Origin of the sequence: Pseudoduganella sp. R-34, from assembly GCF_049904655.1 — a bacterium.
In the GTDB taxonomy this organism is placed as follows: domain Bacteria; phylum Pseudomonadota; class Gammaproteobacteria; order Burkholderiales; family Burkholderiaceae_D; genus Rugamonas.
In genome coordinates this window covers 878,005-898,756 of record NZ_CP184572.1, presented here as the reverse complement: position 1 = coordinate 898,756, position 20,752 = coordinate 878,005, and the positions used below count along the sequence as shown (strand labels likewise).

The window sequence follows — 20,752 nt, the reverse complement described above, 5'->3', positions numbered from 1 at the left end:
CTCAGGACTTGGCTGCGGCATTCGGCGTGGCGCCAGGTTTGGCGCCCGGCTTGCCGTCCGGGTTTTCGTCCTTGTCGCGCGGACGTTTGATCATGACGGACAGCTGGAACTCGACGATGGCGCGGCCGCTCGACTTGTCCTTGCCGCCGATCGTGCCGGCCTTGACTTCGACCAGTTCCGGACGTTCCAGCCACGGCGAATTGCCGGACAGGTTGCGCAGCAGCTCGGACACCCGTTCCTGCGACTGGGCACTGCCGGTCAGCGTGACTTTTTGGCCTTCCTGCTTGACGGACTTCAAGAACACGCCCGGTGGCGTCTGCTTGACCAGTTCATCCATCAGGTAGACCGGCTGGTTGCGGTCAGCCTGCAAGTCTTCCACCGCTTGCTGGCGCGCCTTCAGCGCGTCGATTTCCTGGCGCAGCGTGGAAATTTCCACGATTTTCTTGTCCAGTTCAGCGATGGCGCCCTTCAGTTCACCGTTGCGCAAGTCCTGGATCGAAATGGCACGGGCGTTATAGCCGCCCACCATCAGCACGACCGTCGCGCCGGCGATGGCGCCGATGCCAAGCATTGCGTAAAAGGCTTTTTTGCGCAGCGCGCGTTTTTCCTCCCGGTGCGGGAGAAGGTTAATGCGTATCATCAGCCGAACCTCCGCATGGCTAGGCCGCAGGCCACCAGGTATGCCGGCGCATCGTTGCGCAGCGCCTGTTCACGCACGCCGGACGCCAGCTGCATGCCCTTGAACGGCGAAATGACGGCGCTGGAAATACGGGTGCGGCTGGCGATCATGTCCAGCAAGCCCGGCAACACGGCGCAGCCGCCCGCCAGGAAAATCTGGTCGATCTTGGTAAACGGCGTCGACGTGAAGAAGAACTGGATCGCGCGCGTCACTTCCAGCGCGGCGCCTTCCAGCCACGGTGCGAGCACATCGGACTGGTAGTTCTCCGGCAGGTCGCCGGCCTTCTTGCGCGCCTCGGCCTCTTCGAAAGCCAGGCCGTAGGAACGCACGATATCCTGGGTCAGCGAATTGCCGCCGAACGGCTGCTCGCGCTCATAGACCGTCGTGCCATCGAGCATCACCGAAATCTGGGTCGACACGGCGCCGATCTGGAACAGCGCAATCACCTGGCCGGCGCCGGCATTCGGCAGCTGCGAGGTGACGTGGTCCAGCGCGGCTCGCGCGGCATACGATTCGACGTCCACCACCGATGCTTTCAGGCCGGCCTCTTCAGCAATCGCCACGCGGTCGACGACCTTTTCGCGACGTGCCGCAGCCAGCATGACTTCGATGTCTTCCGTCGAATTGGCAACCGGCCCGATCACGTCGAAGTCCAGGCTCACCTCGTCGAGTGCAAACGGGATGTACTGGGCAGCTTCGGACTCGACCTGCATCTCCAGCTGCTGCTCCGACAAACCGGCCGGCAGCACGATTTTCTTGGTAATCACGGAAGCAGGCGGCATGCCCAGCGCGACGTGTTTGGCGCGCGTGCCGCTTTTCTTGATCAGGCGGCGCACCGCCTCGACCACTTGCTCCATATTTTCAATATTGCCGTCGGCGACTGCGCCGCGCGGCAGGGGCTCCGAGGCGCACCGGTCAAGGCGCATGCCGTCCTTGCCCGCTTCGGACAATTCCACCATACGCACACTCGAGGTGCTGATATCTAAGCCAACCAGCGGGCCCTGGGCGCCGCCAAACAGGGCTTTCAGGTCCAATGACATGGATGCACTCCTGACAACTCCATAGACATTTACATATCCAAATTCGTTTAAAAACCCGTGTTTAGACCGCAAACATGAGACAGTACATTAGATGCTAGCAACATTGTCAGCGCCGTGTAAAGGTATTTCTCCAGTGCACCATTAATGTTTTGTGAGGGATTTGCCACACCCAATGTTGCAATTAATGGCATATCAATAAACTAAGTTGTCTTGTTGCCTACAGCCAATATTTCCAGAGATCACGTGCGCTCAAGGGCCAGGGGCCTCATTTATAATGCCTTGCATAAAACTCACTGAAGCTGCGTATGACTGCAAACAACCACGAGACCACGGCAAAAAAATCGCCGAAGGGTTTTCTGCTGATGGCCCTGATTTCTTTGCTGGGCCTGATCCTGGCCGGCGTCCTGCTGGTGGTATTCGGCCTGGCCCTGGCCTACCCCAACCTGCCGTCGCTGGATACCATTACCGATTACCGTCCGAAAATACCGCTGCGTATTTACTCGGCCGACAATGTGCTGCTCGGCGAGTTCGGCGAAGAGCGCCGCAACCTGGTGCATATCAAGGACATCCCCGACGTCATGAAGAAGGCCGTGCTGGCGATCGAAGACAGCAACTTCTATGAACACGGCGGCGTCGACTACTGGGGCATCCTGCGTGCCGCGGTCCACAACGCGACGGGCGGCGCCCGCCAGGGCGCGTCCACCATCACGCAGCAGGTAGCGCGCAACTTCTTCCTCTCCAGCGAGCAGACGTTCAAGCGCAAGGCCTACGAAGCGCTGCTGGCCTGGAAGATCGAGCAGAACCTGACCAAGGACCAGATCCTTGAGGTCTACATGAACCAGATCTACCTGGGGCAGCGGGCCTACGGCTTTTCATCGGCCGCCCAAATCTATTTCGGCAAGAACCTGAAAGACATTAGCGTGGCGGAAGCGGCCATGCTGGCCGGCCTGCCCAAAGCGCCTTCGGCCTACAACCCGGTGGTCAACCCGAAGCGCGCCAAGGTGCGCCAGCAGTACATCCTGCAACGCATGGCCCAGCTTGGCTATATTACGCCCGCACAGTATGAGGTGGCGAAGAATGAGCAGTTAAAAGTGAAAACAGACAGCAGTGCGTTTGGTGTTCATGCCGAATATGTTGCGGAAATGGCGCGCCAGCTGGTCTACGAGCAATTCAAGGAAGAGACGTACACGCGCGGCCTGAACGTGTTCACCACGATTACCAAGGCCGACCAGGACGCCGCCTACCTGGCGCTGCGCAGCGGCGTGATGGAATACGAGAAGCGCCACGCTTACCGCGGCCCGGAATCGTATGTCGACCTGCCGGCCAACAAGTCGGAAGCCGACGAAATCGTGGAGACCGAACTGGCCGAGCATCCGGACAGCGACAATATCGTGGCCGCCATGGTGTTGAGCGCCGCTGCCGACAAGGTGGTGGCAGTCACCGCTTCCGGCGAGGAAATTACCATCAAGGGCGCCGGCCTGGCCATGGGCAAGAGCTGGCTTTCGGACAAAAACCCGCCGAACAAGCGCATCCGCCGCGGCGCCGTGATCCGCGTGATGCAGGACGACAAGGACTGGCTGATTACCCAGATGCCGGAAGTGGAATCGGCCTTTGTTTCGGCCAGCACCGAAGATGGAGCGATCAAGGCCATGGTGGGCGGCTTCGACTACAACCGAAACAAGTTCAACCACGTGACCCAGGCCTGGCGCCAGCCCGGTTCCTCGTTCAAGCCTTTCATTTACTCAGCATCTCTTGAGCGCGGCCTGTCGCCGGCCACCATGATCAACGATGCGCCGATCTCGTTCGACGCCGGCCAGACCGGCGGCCAGGCCTGGGAGCCGAAGAACTACGACGGCAAGTACGAAGGCCCGATGACCATGCGCCGCGGCCTGACCAAGTCGAAGAACATGATCTCGATCCGCATCCTGCACCGCATCGGCGCCAAGTACGGCCAGGAATACACCACCCGCTTCGGCTTCGACCCCGAGCGCAACCCGCCCTATTTGACGCTGGCCCTGGGCGCCGGCGGCGTGACCCCGATGCAGATGGCCGGCGCCTATGCGGTATTTGCCAACGGCGGCTACAAGATTTCGCCTTACCTGATCGCCAAGGTCACCGATGCCAACGGCAAGGTGCTGTCGCAGGCCAACCCGGACAAGGCGGGCGACGAAAAGAACCGCGTCATCGACGAGCGCAACGCCTTCCTGATGGATTCGATGCTGAAGGACGTGGTGCGCTTCGGTACCGCCACCCGTGCCCTGTCGCTGAAGCGCCCGGACATCGCGGGCAAGACCGGTACCACCAACGATTCGATCGATGCATGGTTTGCCGGCTACCAGGCCAAGCTGGTGGGCATTGCCTGGATCGGCTTCGACCAGCCCAAGAACCTGGGCAACAAGGAAACCGGCGGCGGGCTGGCCCTGCCGATCTGGATCAGCTACATGGGCAAGGCGCTGAAGAATATTCCAATTGAGGAAAGGCCGATTCCGCAGGGCATCATTGCCCAGGATGGCGAGTACTACTATGCGGAGAATCCACCGGGCGTGGGCATCGACAGCCTGGAAGGCGCGACGCGCGGCACGCCGGCGGAGGAGAAGCAGAAGGATGCGGTGAAAAACGAGCTGTTCTAAAACCGGCAGTGCAGTGTCTGACCCGCAGGGTCAGACACCAATACGCGGCTGCCACAGGCCTGGTGCCTGACCCTGCGGGTCAGGCACCGGTTTACCGGTTTCAGGGCGCCACCACCACCGGCGCCCCACCCTGCTCCGTCACAATCTCCGACAGCGCCGCATACAACTCCGTACCACGGCGCGTATCCACCCACTTGCCCTCCACCTGGCGATAGTGGAAGCCGCCCGACCTCGCCGCGACCCACAGCTCCTGCATCGGCGCCTGCGAGTTGATGATCACCTTCGATCCGTTCCCCACGAACTCTATCTCCAGCACGTTCCCGCTGCGGCTGCACTCCACGTCCACCATATCCTGCTCGCACAGGCGGTCCAGCGAAGCCTCGATCGCATCCAGGGTCGCTTCGGCCAGGTCCAAAAATTCCGATTCGGTCATGCTACACTCCAAGATTCCTATCAAGCCCCTATTTTAATCGTGAAGTCCCCAATCGCACTTGCTGTCCTTACAATGGCAGCCCTGCTGGCCGGATGCGGCCAAACCGGCCCCCTCTACATGCCTAAGCGACCCGCCAAGCCCGCCACCGAGGCGAAACCGGGCGTGGCGCCACCGGCGGCTCCGGTTCCGTCCACACCACCAGCATCCCAACAGTAAGCTTATGTCCCACTTCGAATACCAGAACGGCGTGCTGCACGCCGAAAGCATTGCGCTCGACGCCATCGCGGAAAGCTACGGCACCCCGGCCTACGTCTACTCCAAGTCCCAGCTGACCGAAAACTTCGACTCCTACGCCAATGCCTGCGCCGGCCGCGATGCGCTGGTGTGCTATGCGATGAAGGCGAACTCCAACCTGGCCATCCTCGACCTGCTGGCCCGCCGCGGCGCAGGTTTCGACATTGTGTCGGGCGGCGAACTGCTGCGCGTGATCGCCGCCGGCGGCGACCCGAAGAAAGTGATCTTCTCCGGCGTCGGCAAGAGCGTGGAAGAAATGCGCCTGGCGCTCGAACACGACATCCTGTGCTTCAACGTCGAATCGATCCCGGAACTGCACCGACTGAACGAAGTGGCCGGCAACATGGGCAAGAAAGCGCGCATCTCGCTGCGCGTGAACCCGAACGTGGACGCCAAGACCCACCCCTACATCGCCACCGGCCTGAAAGCCAACAAGTTCGGCGTGGCCTTCGACGACGCGTTGGAAACCTACCGCACCGCCGCCAAGCTGCCGCACCTGGACGTCTCCGGCATCGACTGCCATATCGGCTCGCAGTTGCTGGACGACGCGCCGCTGCTGGAAGCGCTAGACAAGCTCATTGAACTGATCGACGCGCTGGGCGCGGAAGGCATCCACCTGCACCACCTGGATATCGGCGGCGGCCTGGGCATCGACTACGGCGACGGCGCACCGGTGCCTGTCGGCGACTACCTGGCGCGCCTGTTCAAGCGCATCGATGCCTGGCGCACCGAGAAGCATGGTGGGGCACCGATCAAGGTGATCTTCGAGCCGGGCCGCTCCATCGTCGGCAACGCCGGCGTGCTGCTGACCCGCGTGGAATTCATCAAGCACGGCGAAGAGAAGAACTTCTGCATCGTCGACGCAGCCATGAACGATATGGCCCGCCCGGCGATGTACCAGGCATGGATGGATATGCAACCGGTGGTGCGCAACGACGCCGCAGCCGCCATGTTCGACGTGGTCGGCCCGATCTGCGAGTCCGGCGACTGGCTGGCCCGCGACCGCGAGCTGAACGTCGATGCCGGCGACCTGCTGGTGATGAAGACCGCCGGTGCCTACGGCATGACCATGGCTTCCAACTACAACACCCGCGGCCGCGCCGTGGAGCTGATCGTTGACGGCGACAAGGTCCACGTTGTGCGCCAGCGCGAAAATCCAGCCGACCTGTTCGCGCTGGAGTCGGTTATCCGATAAAGCAAAACCAACCCCGCCATCCGCAAGATCATCGGGGGTCTGACCCTTGGGTCAGACCCGGGTTGCCGGTTTACCAGTGCGCGCCCACCAGGCGCGCATCCCAAGCAGCACAATCACGATCAGCCCAAACAGGATCGGCTTGTTGAAGTCGTGCTTGCCCGCCCGCATCCACCAGAAATGCAGGATGCCCAACGGCGCAATCACATACACCAGCTTGTGCAGCAGTTGCCAGCGCTTGCCGCCCAGGCGCCGCACCATGCCGTTGGTGCTTGTCACGGCCAGCGGCACCAGCAGCACGAAGGCAGTGAAGCCGACAGTGATGAAGGGCCGTTTGGCGACATCTTTCAACATCTCCTGCACGTCGAAGAAATGATCGAACCAGAGGAAAGTGGTGAAGTGCAGCAGCGCGTAGAAGAACGCATACAGCCCCATCATGCGGCGCAACTTGAGCAGCCAGTTCCAGCCCGACAAACGGCGCAGCGGCGTGACAGCCAGCGTGATGCACAGGAAGTACAAGGTCCACGAACCCGTATTGCGCGTGATGTACTGCAGCGGTTCGACCAGTTGGTCCGTCGCCACCAGATATACCAGGGCGAAGAACGGCACCAGCGCCAGCACAAAGGCGATGCTCTTGATTGCCGTTAGCTGGCGCGGTATGGGAGTAAAGGCCATCAGTAGTACTTCTTTAAATCCATGCCGGTGTACAGGGACGCCACTTCCGGGTAGCCGTTGAACATCAGCGTCTTGCGCTTTTTGGTGAAGAAGCCGTCTTCACCGATGCGGCGCTCGGATGCCTGCGACCAGCGCGGGTGGTCAACTTCCGGGTTCACGTTCGAATAAAAGCCGTACTCATTGGGCGCCGATTTGTTCCATGAGGTGCGCGGCATGTCGCGCACGAAACGGATCTTGACGATCGACTTGGCCGATTTGAAGCCGTACTTCCATGGCACCACCATGCGCACGGGCGCGCCGTTCTGGTTCGGCAGCACGTCGCCGTACATACCCACCGTGAGCAGCGCCAGCGGATGGTTCGCCTCGTCAATGCGCAGGCCTTCCACATAGGGCCAGTCCAGCACACGGCTGCGCACGCCCGGCATTTGCTGGTGATCGGCCAGGGTGATGAATTCGACGAACTTGGCATTGCCGCTCGGCTCGACCTTCCTGATCAATTCGGAGAAAGAATAGCCAATCCACGGAATCACCATCGACCAGCCTTCGACGCATCGCAGCCGGTAGATGCGCTCCTCCAGCGGCGCCAGCTTGAGCAGGCTGTCGATGTCGAGGGTCATGGGCTTTTTGACTTCGCCTTCGATCTGCACCGTCCACGGGCGGGTGCGCAGCGTATGCGCGTTCTCGGCAGGATCGGACTTGTCGGTGCCGAATTCGTAGAAGTTGTTGTAGCTGGTGGCGTCCTTGCGCGAGGTCTGCTTTTCCATCACGGCGTAAGCAGGATTCAGCTTGGACGGGAGATTGGCCGCCTGCACCAGTTCCGGGCCAAGAATGGCGCCGGCAGCGGCCAACTTGATGAACTTGCGGCGCGATTCGAATACTTCGCGCGGCGTGATTTCGGAAGGGAGAATCAACATGGCCGGCTCCAACTGGTGCAAGGTAATAGCTAAACCTTACACCAGTTTGCTGAAGCCGATATTAAAGCTTGCCGTAGGAATGCAGGCCGGAGAGGAACATGTTCACGCCCAGGAAGGCGAAGGTGGTGACCAGCAGGCCGACCAGGGCCCACCATGCGGCAGGGCGGCCGCGCAGGCCCGACATCAGGCGCATGTGCAGCCAGGCTGCGTAGTTCAGCCAGACGATCAGGGCCCAGGTTTCCTTCGGGTCCCAGGACCAGTAGCCGCCCCAGGCTTCCGCCGCCCACAGGGCGCCGAGGATGGTGGCGATGGTGAAGAAGGCAAAGCCGATCGAGATGGCCTTGTACATCACATCGTCCAGCACTTCGAGCGACGGCAGGCGGTCTTCCAGCATGCCGTGCGACTTCAGCAGGTAGGCTGACGCCACCATGGCCGCCAGGGCGAAGGTACCGTAGCCGATGAAGTTGGCCGGCACGTGGATCTTCATCCACCAGCTTTGCAGGGCCGGCACCAGCGGCTGGATCTCCGAAGCGCCGCGCGCCACGGTGTACCACAGCAGAAAGCCGACAGCGGCCGAAATCACCAGCAGCACAAAGGGGCCCAGGGCGCGGGTCTTGTAGTGTTCTTCGTAGTACAGGTAGAACATCGCGGTGATCAGCGAGAACAGGATGAACACTTCGTACAGGTTCGAGATCGGGATGTGGCCGACGTCGGTGCCGATCAGGTAGGACTCGTACCAGCGCACCAGCATGCCGGTCACGCCCAGCACGATGCCGGCCCAGCACAGGCGCGAGCCAATCGCGCCGCCGAAATCCGAACGGGCCACCAGGCCGCCCCAGTAGAACAGGGTCGACAGGACGAACATGGTGCTCATCCACAGGATGGCCGACTGGCTCGACAGCATGTACTTGAGGAAGAAGCGCTTGTCCGCCGCCGCCAGGTCGCCGCTGTACAGGCTGACAGCCCACAGCGCCAGTGCAAACGACAGCGGCATCAGCCAGCGCAGCGGCTTCCAGTACCAGCCCAGCGCGGCAAACACCGGGGCCGAGGCCAGCAGGATAGCCTTTTCATAAATGTCCATGTAGGCGCCGAAACGGTTGAAGGCGTACAGCGCCCCCGCGCACAGCACCACGGCAAACAGCCAGTCGAACGCGTTCAGGCGCTTGAAATAGCCGGGCTGCTGGGTATAAGTTTGTGTTGCTTCCATTTGCAATTCTCCAAAAACCTGGCAACAGCTTACGCCGATTGCGGCAGTTTTTCCTTGAGTTCCTTAAATTCCTTTTCGAAGTCCAGCGTCTTGCGCTGGGTGCTCATCGCCATCAGGGCTTCCGCACCATCTTCGCCGTCCTTGATCCACACCCATACACGGCGCTCGCGGATGTAGAACATGGCAAATACGCCCAGCACCAGCAGAAGGCAGCCAATGTACACGATAGTCTTGCCCGGCGAACGCGTCACCTGGAATACCGATGCTTTGATTTGGGTGAACTCATCCAGCTGCAGATAGACAGGGGCGCCGTAGAAGAAGCTGTCCGACAGCGCGTTGGTGGCCAGTTGCAGGAAGCGGCCGTGGGCCTCGTCCATTGCGGCGGCCGGCTTGCCGTCCTGGGCACGGGCGGCTTGCCACAGTTCCCACATCGAACCGTTCAGAATTTTCAGGAAGATCTCGGCGGCCTTGGTCTGCTCGGCCTGCGGCACTTTCTCCAGGAAACGGCTGATGGCGAAGAAGCCGGCGCCATTGGTATCGCCGGCAAAGATTTCCAGGCCTTTCAGGGCGGAGGCTTCCAGCTGGCCGCGCAGGGTATCGCCGGCCTTCGATTGCGGCATGGCGTGCGCCGCGTAGCTGGCAGCGGCTTTCTGGCGCAAGGCCGGGTCCTGCAGGGCGGCGCGCAGGCGCATCCACTCGCGCACGCTGTGCTCGTCGTCGGCCGGAATGCGCAGGTAGCTGAACGGGTCGGACGGGTTGGCGCGCACGCCGGCCAGGAACACCGTATCGCCTTCGATGGTCACCGGCTGCATATAGTTCTGGTATTCGCGCGCCTGGCCGGTCTTGTCGCGCAGCTTGTACTGCACCGACGGGCCGACGTTCTTCAAGTCCTTGTTGTGGGCCGTCTTGGCGGCCGAGCCCAGTTGCTTGCCCAGGCTGCGCGAGAAGGATTCATTCAGGCTTTCGCCCTTGGTGACGGCGCGCGCATCCTGGCCGCTGATGTTTTCCACATTGAAGGGGCGGAAATCGCTCCACTCCACGGTGTATTCATCGTTCAGCTTGGTGGTGCCGTTGACTTCGCCTTCCAGGCCGAAGGTGGTGGTAGCGGTGCCCTTCATCGGGTGGCCGAGCAGCTTCAGCTTGCTGCCGCCGTCTTCAAACGACGACTGGTAGATCGCCACGCCTTCGAAGATCAGCGGCTTGTTGACTTCGACCACGGCATCGACGGTCTTGCCGCTGTCGTTGGAGCGCACGGTGACGTGGCTGGCAAACAGCTTCGGCATGCCGGTACTGTAGAAGTCGATATCGAATTTCTTGAGCTGGATGGTGAACGGCAGTTCCTGGATCAGCACGCCGTCCGGGCGCGCCAGGATGGCCGTGTTGCCGGCCGTGCCTTCCGGCAGGGCGATATTGCCGCGGTAGGTCGGGTTGTGCACGCCAAGGCGATGCTGGGCCGGGATGTCGGCAATCAGGCCGGTGCCGCCGAAGGCGGTCTTCCCCAGCACCCACTGCTGGAAGCGGATCGGCAGGTCGGAGTCGAGCATGCCGCCGATCAGGATGACGACGATGGCGCTGTGGGCAAAGATGTAGCCGAACTTGTTGCCGGCGCCGCGCTTGGCCGAGACCAGGATGGCACCGTCTTTCTCAATGACCTTGGTGCCGTAGCCGGCATGGCCCAGGCGCTGGGCAGTCTGGCCGGCGAGCTGCTCGCGCGACAGCGGCGACTGCCAGTGCGTCTTGTGATGGAAATTGTTGAGCGAAGCTTCGCGTACCTTCTCGCGCCAGCTACGCATATCCTTCAGCATCTTCGGCGTATTGTGGACGATACACAGCGTGGTCGACACCACCAGCAAGCCGCACATGGACACGAACCACCACGACGAGTAGATCGCGTACAGCCCCAGCTTGTTGAAGACTTCGAACCAGAACGGGCCAAACTGGTTGATGTAGTTCGGCATTGGCTGGCTTTGCTGCACGATGGTGCCGATGATCGCCGCGAAGATGATCACTACAAACAGCGCGATCGCAAACCGCATCGAGGACAGCAGCTCGACCGTCTCGGCCAGTGGCCCGCGCCGGTTGCGAAGCTGGATTCCGGAGGTACTTGGGGTGTCGCTCATTGCAGCTCAGGGAAAAGTCAGGAGAATAACAAAAAAAGGGCAGCCTGCTTGCGCGGCCACCCTTTTTTCATGTCCAGAACCGCCCTGCATCGGGCGGCGCATTGCAATTACTTCAAGCCGGCCATGTAGTCGGCAACCGCTTCGATTTCCTTGTCGGACATGCGGTAAGCGATGGTCTGCATTTCAGGGCTGGACTTGCGGGTGCCGGCCTTGAAGGCTTTCAGGGTGGCAGCGGTGTAGTCCTGGTGCTGGCCGCCTACGCGTGGGTACATGGCTGGCATGCCGCCGCCGGCAGGGCCGTGACAGGATGCGCAGGCCGGGACGCGGTTTTCAGCGATGCCGCCGCGGTAGATCTTCTTGCCCAGTTCAACGGTGTCCTTGTTCTTGGCCGCGCCGGCCTTGCTTGGCTCGGTGGCCAGATAGGCAGCCACGTTCTTCTTCTCTTCGTCGGTCAGTGCCTTGGCAAAGGCAGTCATCACGGTGCCTGGACGGGCATCGCCGCTGAAGGCCACCAGTTGCTTGTAGACGTAGGCTTCGCCCTGGCCGCCCAGCTTGGGATTGACGGTGATGGTCGATGCACCCTTGGCGCCGTGGCAGGAAACGCAGGCAGGAATGCCGCGTGCGTTGTCACCTTCAGCGTACAGCGTCGCGCCTTTGGCTGGATCAACCTTGGCTGCTGCCGGGGCATGCGCTTCATTAGCGGAGGCCACGCCGGAAACAGCCAGCATTGCGACGAACAAGGATTTTACAAATGGCGAAAACGCACGATTCATTCAGACACCTTGGGACAGAAGTAAATAATGAGTAGTATAAGAATTGGGCAATATAGCATGGCAACAATTCGTAACCCCTTATTGTACAATAGCTTTCCTGCATTTTTGCCCTCTTTTTGTTGCTTTCCCCATGTCCAAACTCTGGCAAGCCCGCTTTTTCACAACCGTTAACCATCTGCGCGACCTGCCGCGCACGACGGTGCCAGAGATCGCCTTTGCGGGCCGTTCCAATGCTGGCAAATCGACCGCGATCAATATCCTGTGCAACCAGAAAGGGCTGGCATTCGCCTCCAAAACCCCGGGCCGCACCCAGCACATCAACTTCTTCTCGATCGGTGGCGCCCACGTCGCGATGCACCGCCACGACCCGATCAACATGGACGAACTGCAGTGCCTGATCGCCGACTTGCCGGGTTACGGCTATGCGGAAGTATCGGGAGACGCCAAGAACCACTGGCAGCGCCTGCTGGGCGACTACGTGCAGCGCCGCGATCAGCTGGCCGCCCTGGTGCTCATGATGGATGCGCGCCGTCCATTTACCGACCTCGACGTGCAAATGATCGAATGGTTCGCCCCAACCGGCAAGCCGATCCACTGCATCCTGACCAAGGCCGACAAGCTCAACCGCAATGAATCCATCAACGTGCTGCGCCAGGCCAAGGCCAAGCTCGACAGCTACGTCGATGAAGACGGCGAAGGCTTCCCCTTCACCGTGCAACTGTTTTCCGCGCTGAAGCGCCTCGGCATCGAGGAAGCGACGGCCAAGATCGAAGAACTGGCCGGCCTCGCCGACGGCGACCAAGCGCCCACTCCTGATGAAAGCGAAGAATGATCACTCCTGATTTTCCAGCCATCCGCATGCGCCGCATGCGCCGCGCCCCGTTCTCGCGCGCCCTGATGCGCGAGAACACCGTCACCGTGGACGACCTGATCTACCCGGTCTTCGTGGTGGAAGGCGCCAACCGCCGCGAAGCAGTCACCACCATGCCGGGCGTGGACCGCATCTCGATCGACAACCTGCTGAAAGTGGCCGAGGAATGCGTCAAGCTGGGCATTCCGGTGCTGTCGCTGTTCCCGAACATCGACCCATCGCTGAAAACCAATGACGGCGTGGAAGCCACCAATCCCGAAGGCCTGATCCCGCGCGCCGTGCGCGAGCTGAAGAAAAACTTCCCCGAGCTGGGCATCATGACCGATGTGGCGCTGGACCCGTACACCAGCCACGGCCAGGACGGCACCGTCGACGAAAAAGGCTCGATCCTGAACGACGAAACCACCGAGATGCTGGTGCGCCAGGCGCTGTGCCAGGCCGAAGCCGGCGTCGATATCGTCGGCCCGTCCGACATGATGGACGGTCGCATCGGCGTGATGCGCAAGGCGCTGGAAGACAAAGGCCTGATCCACACCCGCATCATGGCTTACTCGGCGAAATACGCCTCCGCCTTCTACGGCCCGTTCCGCGATGCGGTCGGTTCGGCAGCGGCGCTGGGCAAGGCCGACAAGTTCACCTATCAGATGGATCCGGCCAATACCGACGAAGCCTTGCGCGAAGTGGCGCTGGACATCGCCGAAGGCGCGGACATGGTGATGGTCAAGCCAGGCATGCCCTACCTGGACATCGTGCGCCGCGTGAAGGATGAATTCAAGGTGCCGACCTACGCCTACCAGGTGTCGGGCGAATACGCCATGCTGAAGGCCGCCGCGCTGAACGGCTGGCTCGATCACGACAAGGTGATGATGGAATCGATGATGGCCTTCAAGCGCGCCGGCGCCGACGGCGTCCTCACCTACTTCGCCCTCGACATCGCCCGCAAGCTGAAAGGCTAAACCCGGCAAACCTGGGTCTGACCCTTGGGTCAGACCCAGGTTTGCCGGTTCAGGCGTTCAAGCCTTTGACGTGGTGTACGCCTTCCTGGCGGTCCTGCAGGAATTGCGGCATCAAAGAACCGACGATCATGCCGACGAAGGCGGCAGCCAATCCGGCCAACTGGCCTGGGAATTTCGCGGCCAATTCTTCGCCGCCGATCTGCGGGAAGAATACCAGCCAGGTCCCGATGCCGAATGCCAGCGAAAGGATCGCGCCCTGCGTGGTGGCGCGCTTCCAGTACAGGCCCATCAGCAGCGGCACGAAGGCGCCGACCAGAGTAACCTGGTATGCGCTCGACACCAGTTCATAAATCGAAGTACCCTTCATCGCCACCGCGTACAACAGCACGGAACCGGCAAACACCACAATCGTGGCACGCATTGCGAACAGTTGCTGCTTGTCGCCCATACCTGGACGCAGGTTCTTCAGGATGTTTTCCACGAAGCTGGTGGACGGCGCCAGCAGCGTTGCCGACGAAGTCGACTTGATCGCCGACAGCAGCGCGCCGAAGAACAGGATCTGCATCACCAGCGGCATCTTGGTCAACACGAAGGTCGGGAGCAGGCGCTGGTAATCGTTCTTGGCCATCTCCAGGCCGTGATCGCCCAGCACGATAATGGCGCAGGAGACAATGAACATCGGCACCGCCGCGAACAGGATGTAGCTGGCCCCGCCAATGATGGCGCCGGTACGCGCAGTCGGCGCATTCTTGGCCGACATCACGCGCTGGAACACGTCCTGTTGCGGAATCGAGCCCAGCATCATCGTCACGGCCGAACCGACGAAGAAGGCGATGTCGGTGAATTGCGCGGGAGGCAGGAAGTTGCCCAGGTCCTTGCTGGCTACCATGTCGACCACCTTGCCGGCGCCGCCCGCCAGGTCGGCGGAGAAGAAGGCGATCACGGACAGGCCCACCACCAGAACGATCATCTGGATAAAGTCAGTCCAGGCCACCGCCAGGAAGCCGCCGATCACCACATAGATCAGCACCGCCAGGGTGCCGACAATCATGCCGGCGGTTTCCGACATGGCGCCGTTGGTCAGCACGGAGAATACCAGGCCAAGGGCGGTGATCTGTGCCGCCACCCAGCCCAGGTAGGAAATGATGATGGCCACCGAGCAGAACACCTCGATGCCCTTGCCAAAGCGCTGGCGGTAGAAGTCGCCGATGGTCAGCAGGTTGAGCTTGTACAGGCGGGCCGCGAAGAACATGCCGACCAGGATCAGGCAGGTACCCGCGCCGAACGGGTCTTCCACAATGGCGTTCAGGCCGCCCTGCACGAACTTGGCAGGAATGCCCATCACGGTTTCCGCGCCAAACCAGGTCGCGAAAGTTGTCGTCACCACCATGATCAGTGGCAGGCTGCGGCCGGCCACCGCGAAGTCGGTCGTATTCTTGATGCGGGTACCGGCCCACACGCCAAGGCCAAGCGTGCCCAGCAGGTACAGCACAACAAAGGAAATCAGGGTGATGTTCATCGCGGCGAAAACTCCGGCTCCAAGCGGCAAATTTCGCGATTATAGCGGCAGGATGCAGACAGGATTCATGAATTTTTGTTGGGGGGTGCGGTAAACCCAACAAACTACGCAGCGGCGGCCTTTCGCTTCAATTTCTTTTATAGTAATCCGGGAAGAATTCCTTCATCAGGAATGCTCTCAGTATCGGCTCATCCTCCTTGCGCCCACTCAGTGGGATGTCGCGGCCCAGCCGAGGTGATTCCCACATGAAGTCACCAGGTTTCTCCCTACGGATCATTTCGATCATAGTCGTGATGATGGCCGTTTCGATATCTTTTTCCGTACCCAGTTCCACGCGTACCTGGCGCAACCACTTCTTGTTGCGACTTGGACTGAAGCCACGGAACTTAATTATGGCCTCGCTAAAGGATTTGCCGGTAACTTCGAATATGCCGCCAGTGTCATTCATAGCGGAGCCGTCCGCGTTGCGGCCTTGCGCCCCCATAATGTTAGCCATGGCGCGCTGCTTGGCTGCGGCAGCTGGATCTTCCTCCTGTGCCGGTTGTTGCGAGTCACCTTGGCGCGCACGGCGGCGCTGCTCGATCAGGGCAGCCATGTCCGGCACCGTATCCGGCACCGGCGTCAGCTTGGCCTGCTCGGGCGGCACAATCTTCTCCTGCGGCTTGATGACTTCGGTGATCGCATTCTTGTTTGGCGGCAGGTAGGCACGCGACGAGCGCGGCGTTTCCTTGGATGGCTTTGCCTTCGGCTGCGATTTCGGTTTTGGCTGGGGCGCCGGCTTGCCCGGGGTTATATAGACCATTTCACCGGCCTTGGAAGGCGGCGTAATGTCGATCTTTTCCTTGGGCTTGATGAAATAGATGAGTACGACCAGCAAGTGCAGGCCGATGGTGAAGGCAATACCCCAGCGGTTAGGCTTGCTCGCACCATATTCGAGTACCTTGTCCTGCGGCCATGGCTGGCCGCAGGTCGGGCAGGTATGCCCGTCGTGGGCCGCAAGTTCGGCGTGGGAATGGGTGTACTGGTGCAAGATATTGGCTTTTAACTGACGATGCTGGGGTGGAAGCTTACCGACTTTCGCCCTTGACGAATGTTACAGGTTGTAAGCGCCGCCCCGCATATTATCAGTGTTTGGCCGCTTTGACGGCCCTGAGCTCGACCGGTTGCACGGCTTCCGTTGCCGATCCATCATCCAGGTCCTGGTCCTTCATCGGACCGCTGCCGGAATATTTATCCAGGAACAGGTAAATCACCGGCGTGATATACAAAGTAATCACCTGGGAGAACAGCAGGCCCCCAATGACCGCCAAGCCCAGCGGCTGGCGCAGTTCGGCTCCGGCACCGAGGCCAAGCGCGATCGGCAAGGCGCCCATCAGGGCCGCCAGCGTGGTCATCATGATCGGGCGGAAGCGCAGGATGCAGGCCTCGCGGATCGCATCCATCGGCGCCTTGCCCTCCTCCCGCTGCGCCACCAGGGCGAAGTCGATCATCATGATGGCGTTCTTTTTCACGATACCGATCAGCATCAGGATACCGATGATGGCGATCATGGTCAGGTCCATCTTGAAGATCCACAAGGTCAGCAGCGCGCCCACAGCAGCAGACGGCAGGCCGGCCAGGATGGTCAGCGGGTGGATATAGCTTTCGTACAGCACGCCCAGCAGCACGTAGATCACGCCCAGCGCCGCCACGATCAGGATCAGCTGGCTGCTTTGGGAATCCTTGAACACGGCCGCATCGCCGCCATAGCTGGTGATGATCGAGGCCGGCAGGCCCATCTGCATGCCCATCTTTTCGATCTTGGCCGTGGCATTGCCCAGCGGGACATCGGGCGCCAGGTTGAAGGAAATCGTGATCGCCTGCAACTGGCCTTGGTGGTTGACCGAAGTTGGGCCCACCGTGCGCTCCACCGTGGCAAAGCTCGACAGCTGCACCAGCTGGCCGCTGCTGTTCCGCACCGACAGCTTGGTCAGCGAATCGTCGAACTGGCGGTCTTCGGTGGCCGCTTCCAGGATCACGAAATAGCTGGCGGCCGAGGAGTAGATGGTCGACACCTGGCGCTCGCCAAAAGCGAGGTACAGCGCGGTGCGCACATCGGCCAGCTTGACGCCCAGCATATTGGCCTTGTCGCGGTCGATCTTCAGTTGCGCCTGCAGGCCACGGTTCTGCGAATCGCTGGTCACGTCGCGGAAATCGGTATCGGCCCGCATCTGGTCCAGGAACTTGGCTGCCCAGTCGTTCAGCGCATCCGGACTGACCGATTGCAGCGTGTACTGGTAGCGGCTCTTCGAAGGACGGCCGCCCAGCTGCAGGTTTTGCACCGGGCTCAGGTAGACCTGGATGCCGGCAATCTTTTTCGTTTCCTTGCGCAGGCTATCCAGCACCTCGGTCATCTTCTTGCGTTCGCCGCGCGGCTTCAGCACGATGAACATGCGGCCGGTATTGCCGCCGCTGGTAAACGAAGTCACATCCTTGATGTTCGGGTTGGCCTGGATCGTGGCGGCGACCTTTTCCTGCAGCTGCAGCATGGCGGAGGTGGAGATGTCTTCCGACGCTTCGGTATTCACGCGAATCTGTCCCAGGTCCTCCTCAGGGAAGAAGCCTTTCGGGATCGCGATGTACAGCCAGGCGGTCAGCGCGAACGTGCCGACGGCGATGCCCAGCACCACAAAGCGGTGATGCAGGGCCAGGTCCAGCGTGCGCGCATAGGCGTCGCGCGTGGCATGGAAGGCGCGCTCGAAGTGGCGGCCAATGAAGGTATCGTCGCCCGAAGTCTCATGCGAGTCGGCCGGCATGAAGCGCGAGGCCAGCATCGGCACCAGGGTCAGCGACACGACTGCCGACACCAGTACGGACAGGCCGACCACTACGGCGAATTCATGGAACATCAATCCCATCACGCCCGGCATGAAGAAGATCGGGATGAACACCGCCACCAGCGAAATCGAAATCGACACGATGGTGAAGCCCATTTCCTTCGAACCAACGAGGGCTGCCTGCAAAGGCTTCTTGCCCAGTTCGATATGACGCACGATGTTTTCCAGCACCACGATCGCATCGTCGACCACCAGGCCCACTGCCAGCGTGATGCCGAGCAGGGACACGTTGTCCAGGCTGTAGCCCAGCGCGTACAGCAGCGACAAGGCACCCAGCAGCGAGATCGGCATGGTGACGGCCGGGATGAAGGTGGCCGCCAGGCGGCGCAGGAACAGGAAGATCACCAGCACCACCAGCACCACGGTCAGCGCGAGCGTCAGGTTCACATCGTGGATTGCCTCTCGGATCGACACCGAGCGGTCGTTGACCAGGTTGATCGAGACCGATTCCGGCAACTGGGCGCGGAAGCGCGGCAGCAGCTTGCGCACCGCATCGACCACTTGCACGGTGTTGGCATCGGGCTGGCGTTGTACCAGCAGCACGATGGCGCGCTCGCCGTTGTAACTACCGGCAGCCTTGATCGACTGGTAGCTGTCCTCCACCGTCGCCACTTCCTTCAGGCGCACCGGCTGGCCATTGCGCGTGGCGATGATCAGGTCGGCGAAATCGGCGGCGCGCATCAGCTGGGCATTGCCCTGGATGGTCAGGGTCTGGCTCGGGCCATCGATGGTGCCGAGCGGCGTGTTGGCGTTGGCAGCCTTGATGGCGGCCTGTAGCTCGTCGAGCGTCAGGTTGCGCGAGTTCATCAGGTCCGGCTTGGCGCGCACGCGCACGGCAAAGCGCTTCTGGCCGTTGACCGAGACCTGGGCCACGCCCGGCAGGGTGGACAGGTTGGGCGCCACCAGGTTTTCCGCGTAATCGTTGAGCTCGGACAGGCTCAGCGACGGCGAAGTCATGGTGGCGAACAGCACCGGCGCGTCGGCCGGGTTGACCTTGCGGTAGGACGGCAGGTCCGTCATCTCCTGCGGCAGCGAACGCTGGGCGCGCAGCAAAGCGGCCTGCACGTCGACAGCCGCTTCGTTGACGTTGATCGACGGGTCGAATTCCAGCGTCAGCGAGGTATTGCCAAGCGTGCTGGTGGAGGTGATCATCGACAGGCCGCCGATGGTCGAGAATTGTTTTTCCAGCGGCAGCGCAACCGACGAGGCCATGGTTTCCGGCGAGGCGCCCGGCAGGTCGGCGCTGACGTTGATGACCGGGGTGTTGTAGCTCGGCAGTGCGGCGACCGGGATGTGGGAATAGGCCAGCACGCCCGCCAGGATCAGGCTCAGCGAGAGCAGCACCACCATGACGGGGCGCCGGATACTCAGCTCGGAAAGGTTCATTCGGCTTTACCCTTCTTGTGTGCCTTGCCATTCTGCGCCACTGCCGGTTCGGCAATGCGGACTTTGCCGCCCGGTCGCAGGTTCTGCTTGCCTTCCACGATGATCTGCTCATCGCCATTCAGGCCGGTGACCGCGGCCAATGCGCCGAAGCCGTGGATGCGTTGGACGTTGACTACCTTGGCCGTCTGGTCAGGCGCAACCGTGTACACAAAAGTACCTTTGGTATTGGTAATAATAGCGTTCTGCGGCACCACCAGTGCATCTTTCAGGGTGGCGACCGTCAGCTTGGTGTTGACGTACTGGCCCGGCCACAGGCGGGTATCGGCATTGTCGAACACGGCCTTGACGCGGATCACACCGGCCACCGGATCGACGGTATTGTCGACAAAGCTGAGCTGGCCTTTGATCGGCTTGTCCGAATTGTTCTGGAACGCTTGCACCGCCACCTTGCCGGCGCGCTGCGCATCGAGCAAGGCCGCCAGGCTCGATTCCGGCACGGTGAAGGCAACGTTGATCGGGTTGAGCTGGGTCACCGTGGTCAGCGAAGTGCTGAGCTGCACCAGGCTACCCGGATAGACATTGATGGCGCCGACGCGGCCGGTCAGCGGCGAACGGATTTGCGTGAAGCTCTGGTCGACCTTGCTGGCGCGGGCGACGGCAATATCGGCTTCCAGCGTAGCGCGGCTCGAGTCCACCTGGCTCTTCAGCGTGTCGACTGCACTCTGCGCCAGGAAGTTCTGGGTGCGCAATTCCTGGGCGCGCTTGTACTGGCGTTCCAGGTCGGCCAGGGTGGCGCGGTCCTTGGCCACTTGCGCATCGGCTTTCTCGACGTTGGCCGCCTCGGTGCGGGCGTCGAGCGAGAACATCAGCTCGCCCTGCTTGACGAACTGGCCTTCCTTCACATGCACCTTGACGATGGTGCTGGTGGTTTGCGGGTGCAGGTCGACAGTCGAGATCGGGCTCACGGTGCCATTGGCCGACAACGCGACCGGCACGTCCTGGCGCAGCGGCACCACCACGTTGACCGTGGTCGGGCCCTGTTCGCCCTTGCCTTTGCCGCCAGCGGCGTTGCCTTGTCCATGCTCGGCGCCCTGCTCGGCCGGGGCCTTGCTCGCATACCAGGCGCCGCCGCCGATTGCCACGGCCAGGCCCACCACTACTGCCAGAGTTTTCTTCTTCATGAGAGG

17 protein-coding genes are annotated in these 20,752 nt (G+C 61.4%); 5 read left to right on the top strand and 12 right to left on the bottom strand.

Features of this window, described 5'->3' with window-relative positions; all coding sequences use genetic code 11:
• Position 1 precedes the first annotated feature (1 nt).
• Entirely contained in the window at positions 2 to 640 is a 639-nt protein-coding gene (locus tag ACN9MW_RS04190) for a PilN domain-containing protein (protein ID WP_426167819.1), read from the bottom strand.
• Entirely contained in the window at positions 640 to 1,719 is a 1,080-nt protein-coding gene (locus ACN9MW_RS04185) for a pilus assembly protein PilM (RefSeq protein ID WP_426167817.1), read from the bottom strand. The genes ACN9MW_RS04190 and ACN9MW_RS04185 overlap by 1 nt, the downstream gene beginning before the upstream one ends.
• A 362-nt stretch (positions 1,720 to 2,081) precedes the next feature.
• On the opposite strand from ACN9MW_RS04185, the gene ACN9MW_RS04180 reads away from it, so the two are divergent.
• Positions 2,082 to 4,349, top strand: coding sequence for a penicillin-binding protein 1A (locus ACN9MW_RS04180; RefSeq protein ID WP_426172113.1), 2,268 nt, complete (start codon positions 2,082 to 2,084; stop codon positions 4,347 to 4,349).
• Between the two features lie 100 nt (positions 4,350 to 4,449).
• Here ACN9MW_RS04180 and cyaY read toward each other — a convergent pair whose 3' ends face one another.
• The gene (gene cyaY, locus ACN9MW_RS04175) at positions 4,450 to 4,782 is read right to left on the bottom strand and encodes an iron donor protein CyaY (protein ID WP_426167815.1); all 333 of its coding nucleotides are present in this window, start codon (positions 4,780 to 4,782) and stop codon (positions 4,450 to 4,452) included.
• A gap of 72 nt (positions 4,783 to 4,854) precedes the next feature.
• On the opposite strand from cyaY, the gene lptM reads away from it, so the two are divergent.
• Positions 4,855 to 4,998, top strand: a complete 144-nt coding sequence (gene lptM / locus ACN9MW_RS04170; RefSeq protein ID WP_082507583.1) for an LPS translocon maturation chaperone LptM — start codon at positions 4,855 to 4,857, stop codon at positions 4,996 to 4,998.
• Between the two features lie 4 nt (positions 4,999 to 5,002).
• Entirely contained in the window at positions 5,003 to 6,271 is a 1,269-nt protein-coding gene (gene lysA / locus ACN9MW_RS04165; RefSeq protein WP_426167813.1) for a diaminopimelate decarboxylase, read from the top strand.
• Between the two features lie 51 nt (positions 6,272 to 6,322).
• Here the strand turns inward: lysA and ACN9MW_RS04160 are convergent, their stop codons facing one another.
• From ACN9MW_RS04160 to ACN9MW_RS04140, 5 genes are all read right to left on the bottom strand, one after another.
• Entirely contained in the window at positions 6,323 to 6,943 is a 621-nt protein-coding gene (locus ACN9MW_RS04160; protein ID WP_426167811.1) for a sulfite oxidase heme-binding subunit YedZ, read from the bottom strand.
• Positions 6,943 to 7,857 (bottom strand): protein-methionine-sulfoxide reductase catalytic subunit MsrP, encoded by a 915-nt coding sequence (msrP, locus tag ACN9MW_RS04155; protein WP_426167809.1) that lies wholly within the window; start codon positions 7,855 to 7,857, stop codon positions 6,943 to 6,945. The genes ACN9MW_RS04160 and msrP overlap by 1 nt, the downstream gene beginning before the upstream one ends.
• A gap of 61 nt (positions 7,858 to 7,918) precedes the next feature.
• Positions 7,919 to 9,064 carry a c-type cytochrome biogenesis protein CcsB gene (ccsB, locus tag ACN9MW_RS04150; protein ID WP_426167807.1) on the bottom strand — a complete coding sequence of 382 codons (1,146 nt, stop codon included), beginning with the start codon at positions 9,062 to 9,064 and terminating at the stop codon, positions 7,919 to 7,921.
• Positions 9,065 to 9,093: 29 nt separating this feature from the next.
• Positions 9,094 to 11,184, bottom strand: coding sequence for a cytochrome c biogenesis protein ResB (locus ACN9MW_RS04145; protein WP_426167805.1), 2,091 nt, complete (start codon positions 11,182 to 11,184; stop codon positions 9,094 to 9,096).
• Between the two features lie 107 nt (positions 11,185 to 11,291).
• Positions 11,292 to 11,957 (bottom strand): c-type cytochrome, encoded by a 666-nt coding sequence (locus ACN9MW_RS04140; RefSeq protein WP_426167803.1) that lies wholly within the window; start codon positions 11,955 to 11,957, stop codon positions 11,292 to 11,294.
• Positions 11,958 to 12,087: 130 nt separating this feature from the next.
• Between ACN9MW_RS04140 and yihA the strand changes: the two genes are divergently transcribed.
• Together yihA and hemB are read left to right on the top strand one after the other, a co-directional pair.
• Positions 12,088 to 12,789, top strand: coding sequence for a ribosome biogenesis GTP-binding protein YihA/YsxC (gene yihA, locus ACN9MW_RS04135; RefSeq protein WP_426167801.1), 702 nt, complete (start codon positions 12,088 to 12,090; stop codon positions 12,787 to 12,789).
• Positions 12,786 to 13,784 (top strand): porphobilinogen synthase, encoded by a 999-nt coding sequence (gene hemB / locus ACN9MW_RS04130; protein ID WP_426167799.1) that lies wholly within the window; start codon positions 12,786 to 12,788, stop codon positions 13,782 to 13,784. The genes yihA and hemB overlap by 4 nt, the downstream gene beginning before the upstream one ends.
• Before the next feature lie 49 nt (positions 13,785 to 13,833).
• Here the strand turns inward: hemB and ACN9MW_RS04125 are convergent, their stop codons facing one another.
• From ACN9MW_RS04125 to ACN9MW_RS04110, 4 genes are all read right to left on the bottom strand, one after another.
• Complete coding sequence (locus ACN9MW_RS04125) at positions 13,834 to 15,303, bottom strand: sodium:solute symporter family protein (RefSeq protein ID WP_426167797.1); 1,470 nt, start codon at positions 15,301 to 15,303, stop codon at positions 13,834 to 13,836.
• Between the two features lie 127 nt (positions 15,304 to 15,430).
• Positions 15,431 to 16,333, bottom strand: coding sequence for a cell envelope integrity protein TolA (locus ACN9MW_RS04120; protein WP_426167795.1), 903 nt, complete (start codon positions 16,331 to 16,333; stop codon positions 15,431 to 15,433).
• Positions 16,334 to 16,427: 94 nt separating this feature from the next.
• On the bottom strand, positions 16,428 to 19,565 hold the full coding sequence (locus tag ACN9MW_RS04115) for an efflux RND transporter permease subunit (protein ID WP_426167793.1): 3,138 nt from the start codon (positions 19,563 to 19,565) through the stop codon (positions 16,428 to 16,430).
• A complete protein-coding gene (locus tag ACN9MW_RS04110) occupies positions 19,562 to 20,746 on the bottom strand; it encodes an efflux RND transporter periplasmic adaptor subunit (RefSeq protein ID WP_426167791.1) in 1,185 nt (394 codons plus the stop codon). The genes ACN9MW_RS04115 and ACN9MW_RS04110 overlap by 4 nt, the downstream gene beginning before the upstream one ends.
• Positions 20,747 to 20,752 lie beyond the last annotated feature (6 nt).

Bases quoted from the DNA above. Each gene is read 5' to 3' on its own strand.
- ACN9MW_RS04115 (WP_426167793.1), bottom strand. From the start codon at position 19,565: ATGAACCTTTCCGAGCTGAGTATCCGGCGCCCCGTCATGGTGGTGCTG.
- ACN9MW_RS04125 (WP_426167797.1), bottom strand. From the start codon at position 15,303: ATGAACATCACCCTGATTTCCTTTGTTGTGCTGTACCTGCTGGGCACG.
- cyaY (WP_426167815.1), bottom strand. From the start codon at position 4,782: ATGACCGAATCGGAATTTTTGGACCTGGCCGAAGCGACCCTGGATGCG.
- hemB (WP_426167799.1), top strand. From the start codon at position 12,786: ATGATCACTCCTGATTTTCCAGCCATCCGCATGCGCCGCATGCGCCGC.
- lptM (WP_082507583.1), top strand. From the start codon at position 4,855: ATGGCAGCCCTGCTGGCCGGATGCGGCCAAACCGGCCCCCTCTACATG.
- lysA (WP_426167813.1), top strand. From the start codon at position 5,003: ATGTCCCACTTCGAATACCAGAACGGCGTGCTGCACGCCGAAAGCATT.
- ACN9MW_RS04145 (WP_426167805.1), bottom strand. From the start codon at position 11,184: ATGAGCGACACCCCAAGTACCTCCGGAATCCAGCTTCGCAACCGGCGC.
- ACN9MW_RS04180 (WP_426172113.1), top strand. From the start codon at position 2,082: ATGGCCCTGATTTCTTTGCTGGGCCTGATCCTGGCCGGCGTCCTGCTG.
- yihA (WP_426167801.1), top strand. From the start codon at position 12,088: ATGTCCAAACTCTGGCAAGCCCGCTTTTTCACAACCGTTAACCATCTG.
- ACN9MW_RS04185 (WP_426167817.1), bottom strand. From the start codon at position 1,719: ATGTCATTGGACCTGAAAGCCCTGTTTGGCGGCGCCCAGGGCCCGCTG.
- ccsB (WP_426167807.1), bottom strand. From the start codon at position 9,064: ATGGAAGCAACACAAACTTATACCCAGCAGCCCGGCTATTTCAAGCGC.
- msrP (WP_426167809.1), bottom strand. From the start codon at position 7,857: ATGTTGATTCTCCCTTCCGAAATCACGCCGCGCGAAGTATTCGAATCG.
- ACN9MW_RS04110 (WP_426167791.1), bottom strand. From the start codon at position 20,746: ATGAAGAAGAAAACTCTGGCAGTAGTGGTGGGCCTGGCCGTGGCAATC.
- ACN9MW_RS04190 (WP_426167819.1), bottom strand. From the start codon at position 640: ATGATACGCATTAACCTTCTCCCGCACCGGGAGGAAAAACGCGCGCTG.
- ACN9MW_RS04140 (WP_426167803.1), bottom strand. From the start codon at position 11,957: ATGAATCGTGCGTTTTCGCCATTTGTAAAATCCTTGTTCGTCGCAATG.
- ACN9MW_RS04160 (WP_426167811.1), bottom strand. From the start codon at position 6,943: ATGGCCTTTACTCCCATACCGCGCCAGCTAACGGCAATCAAGAGCATC.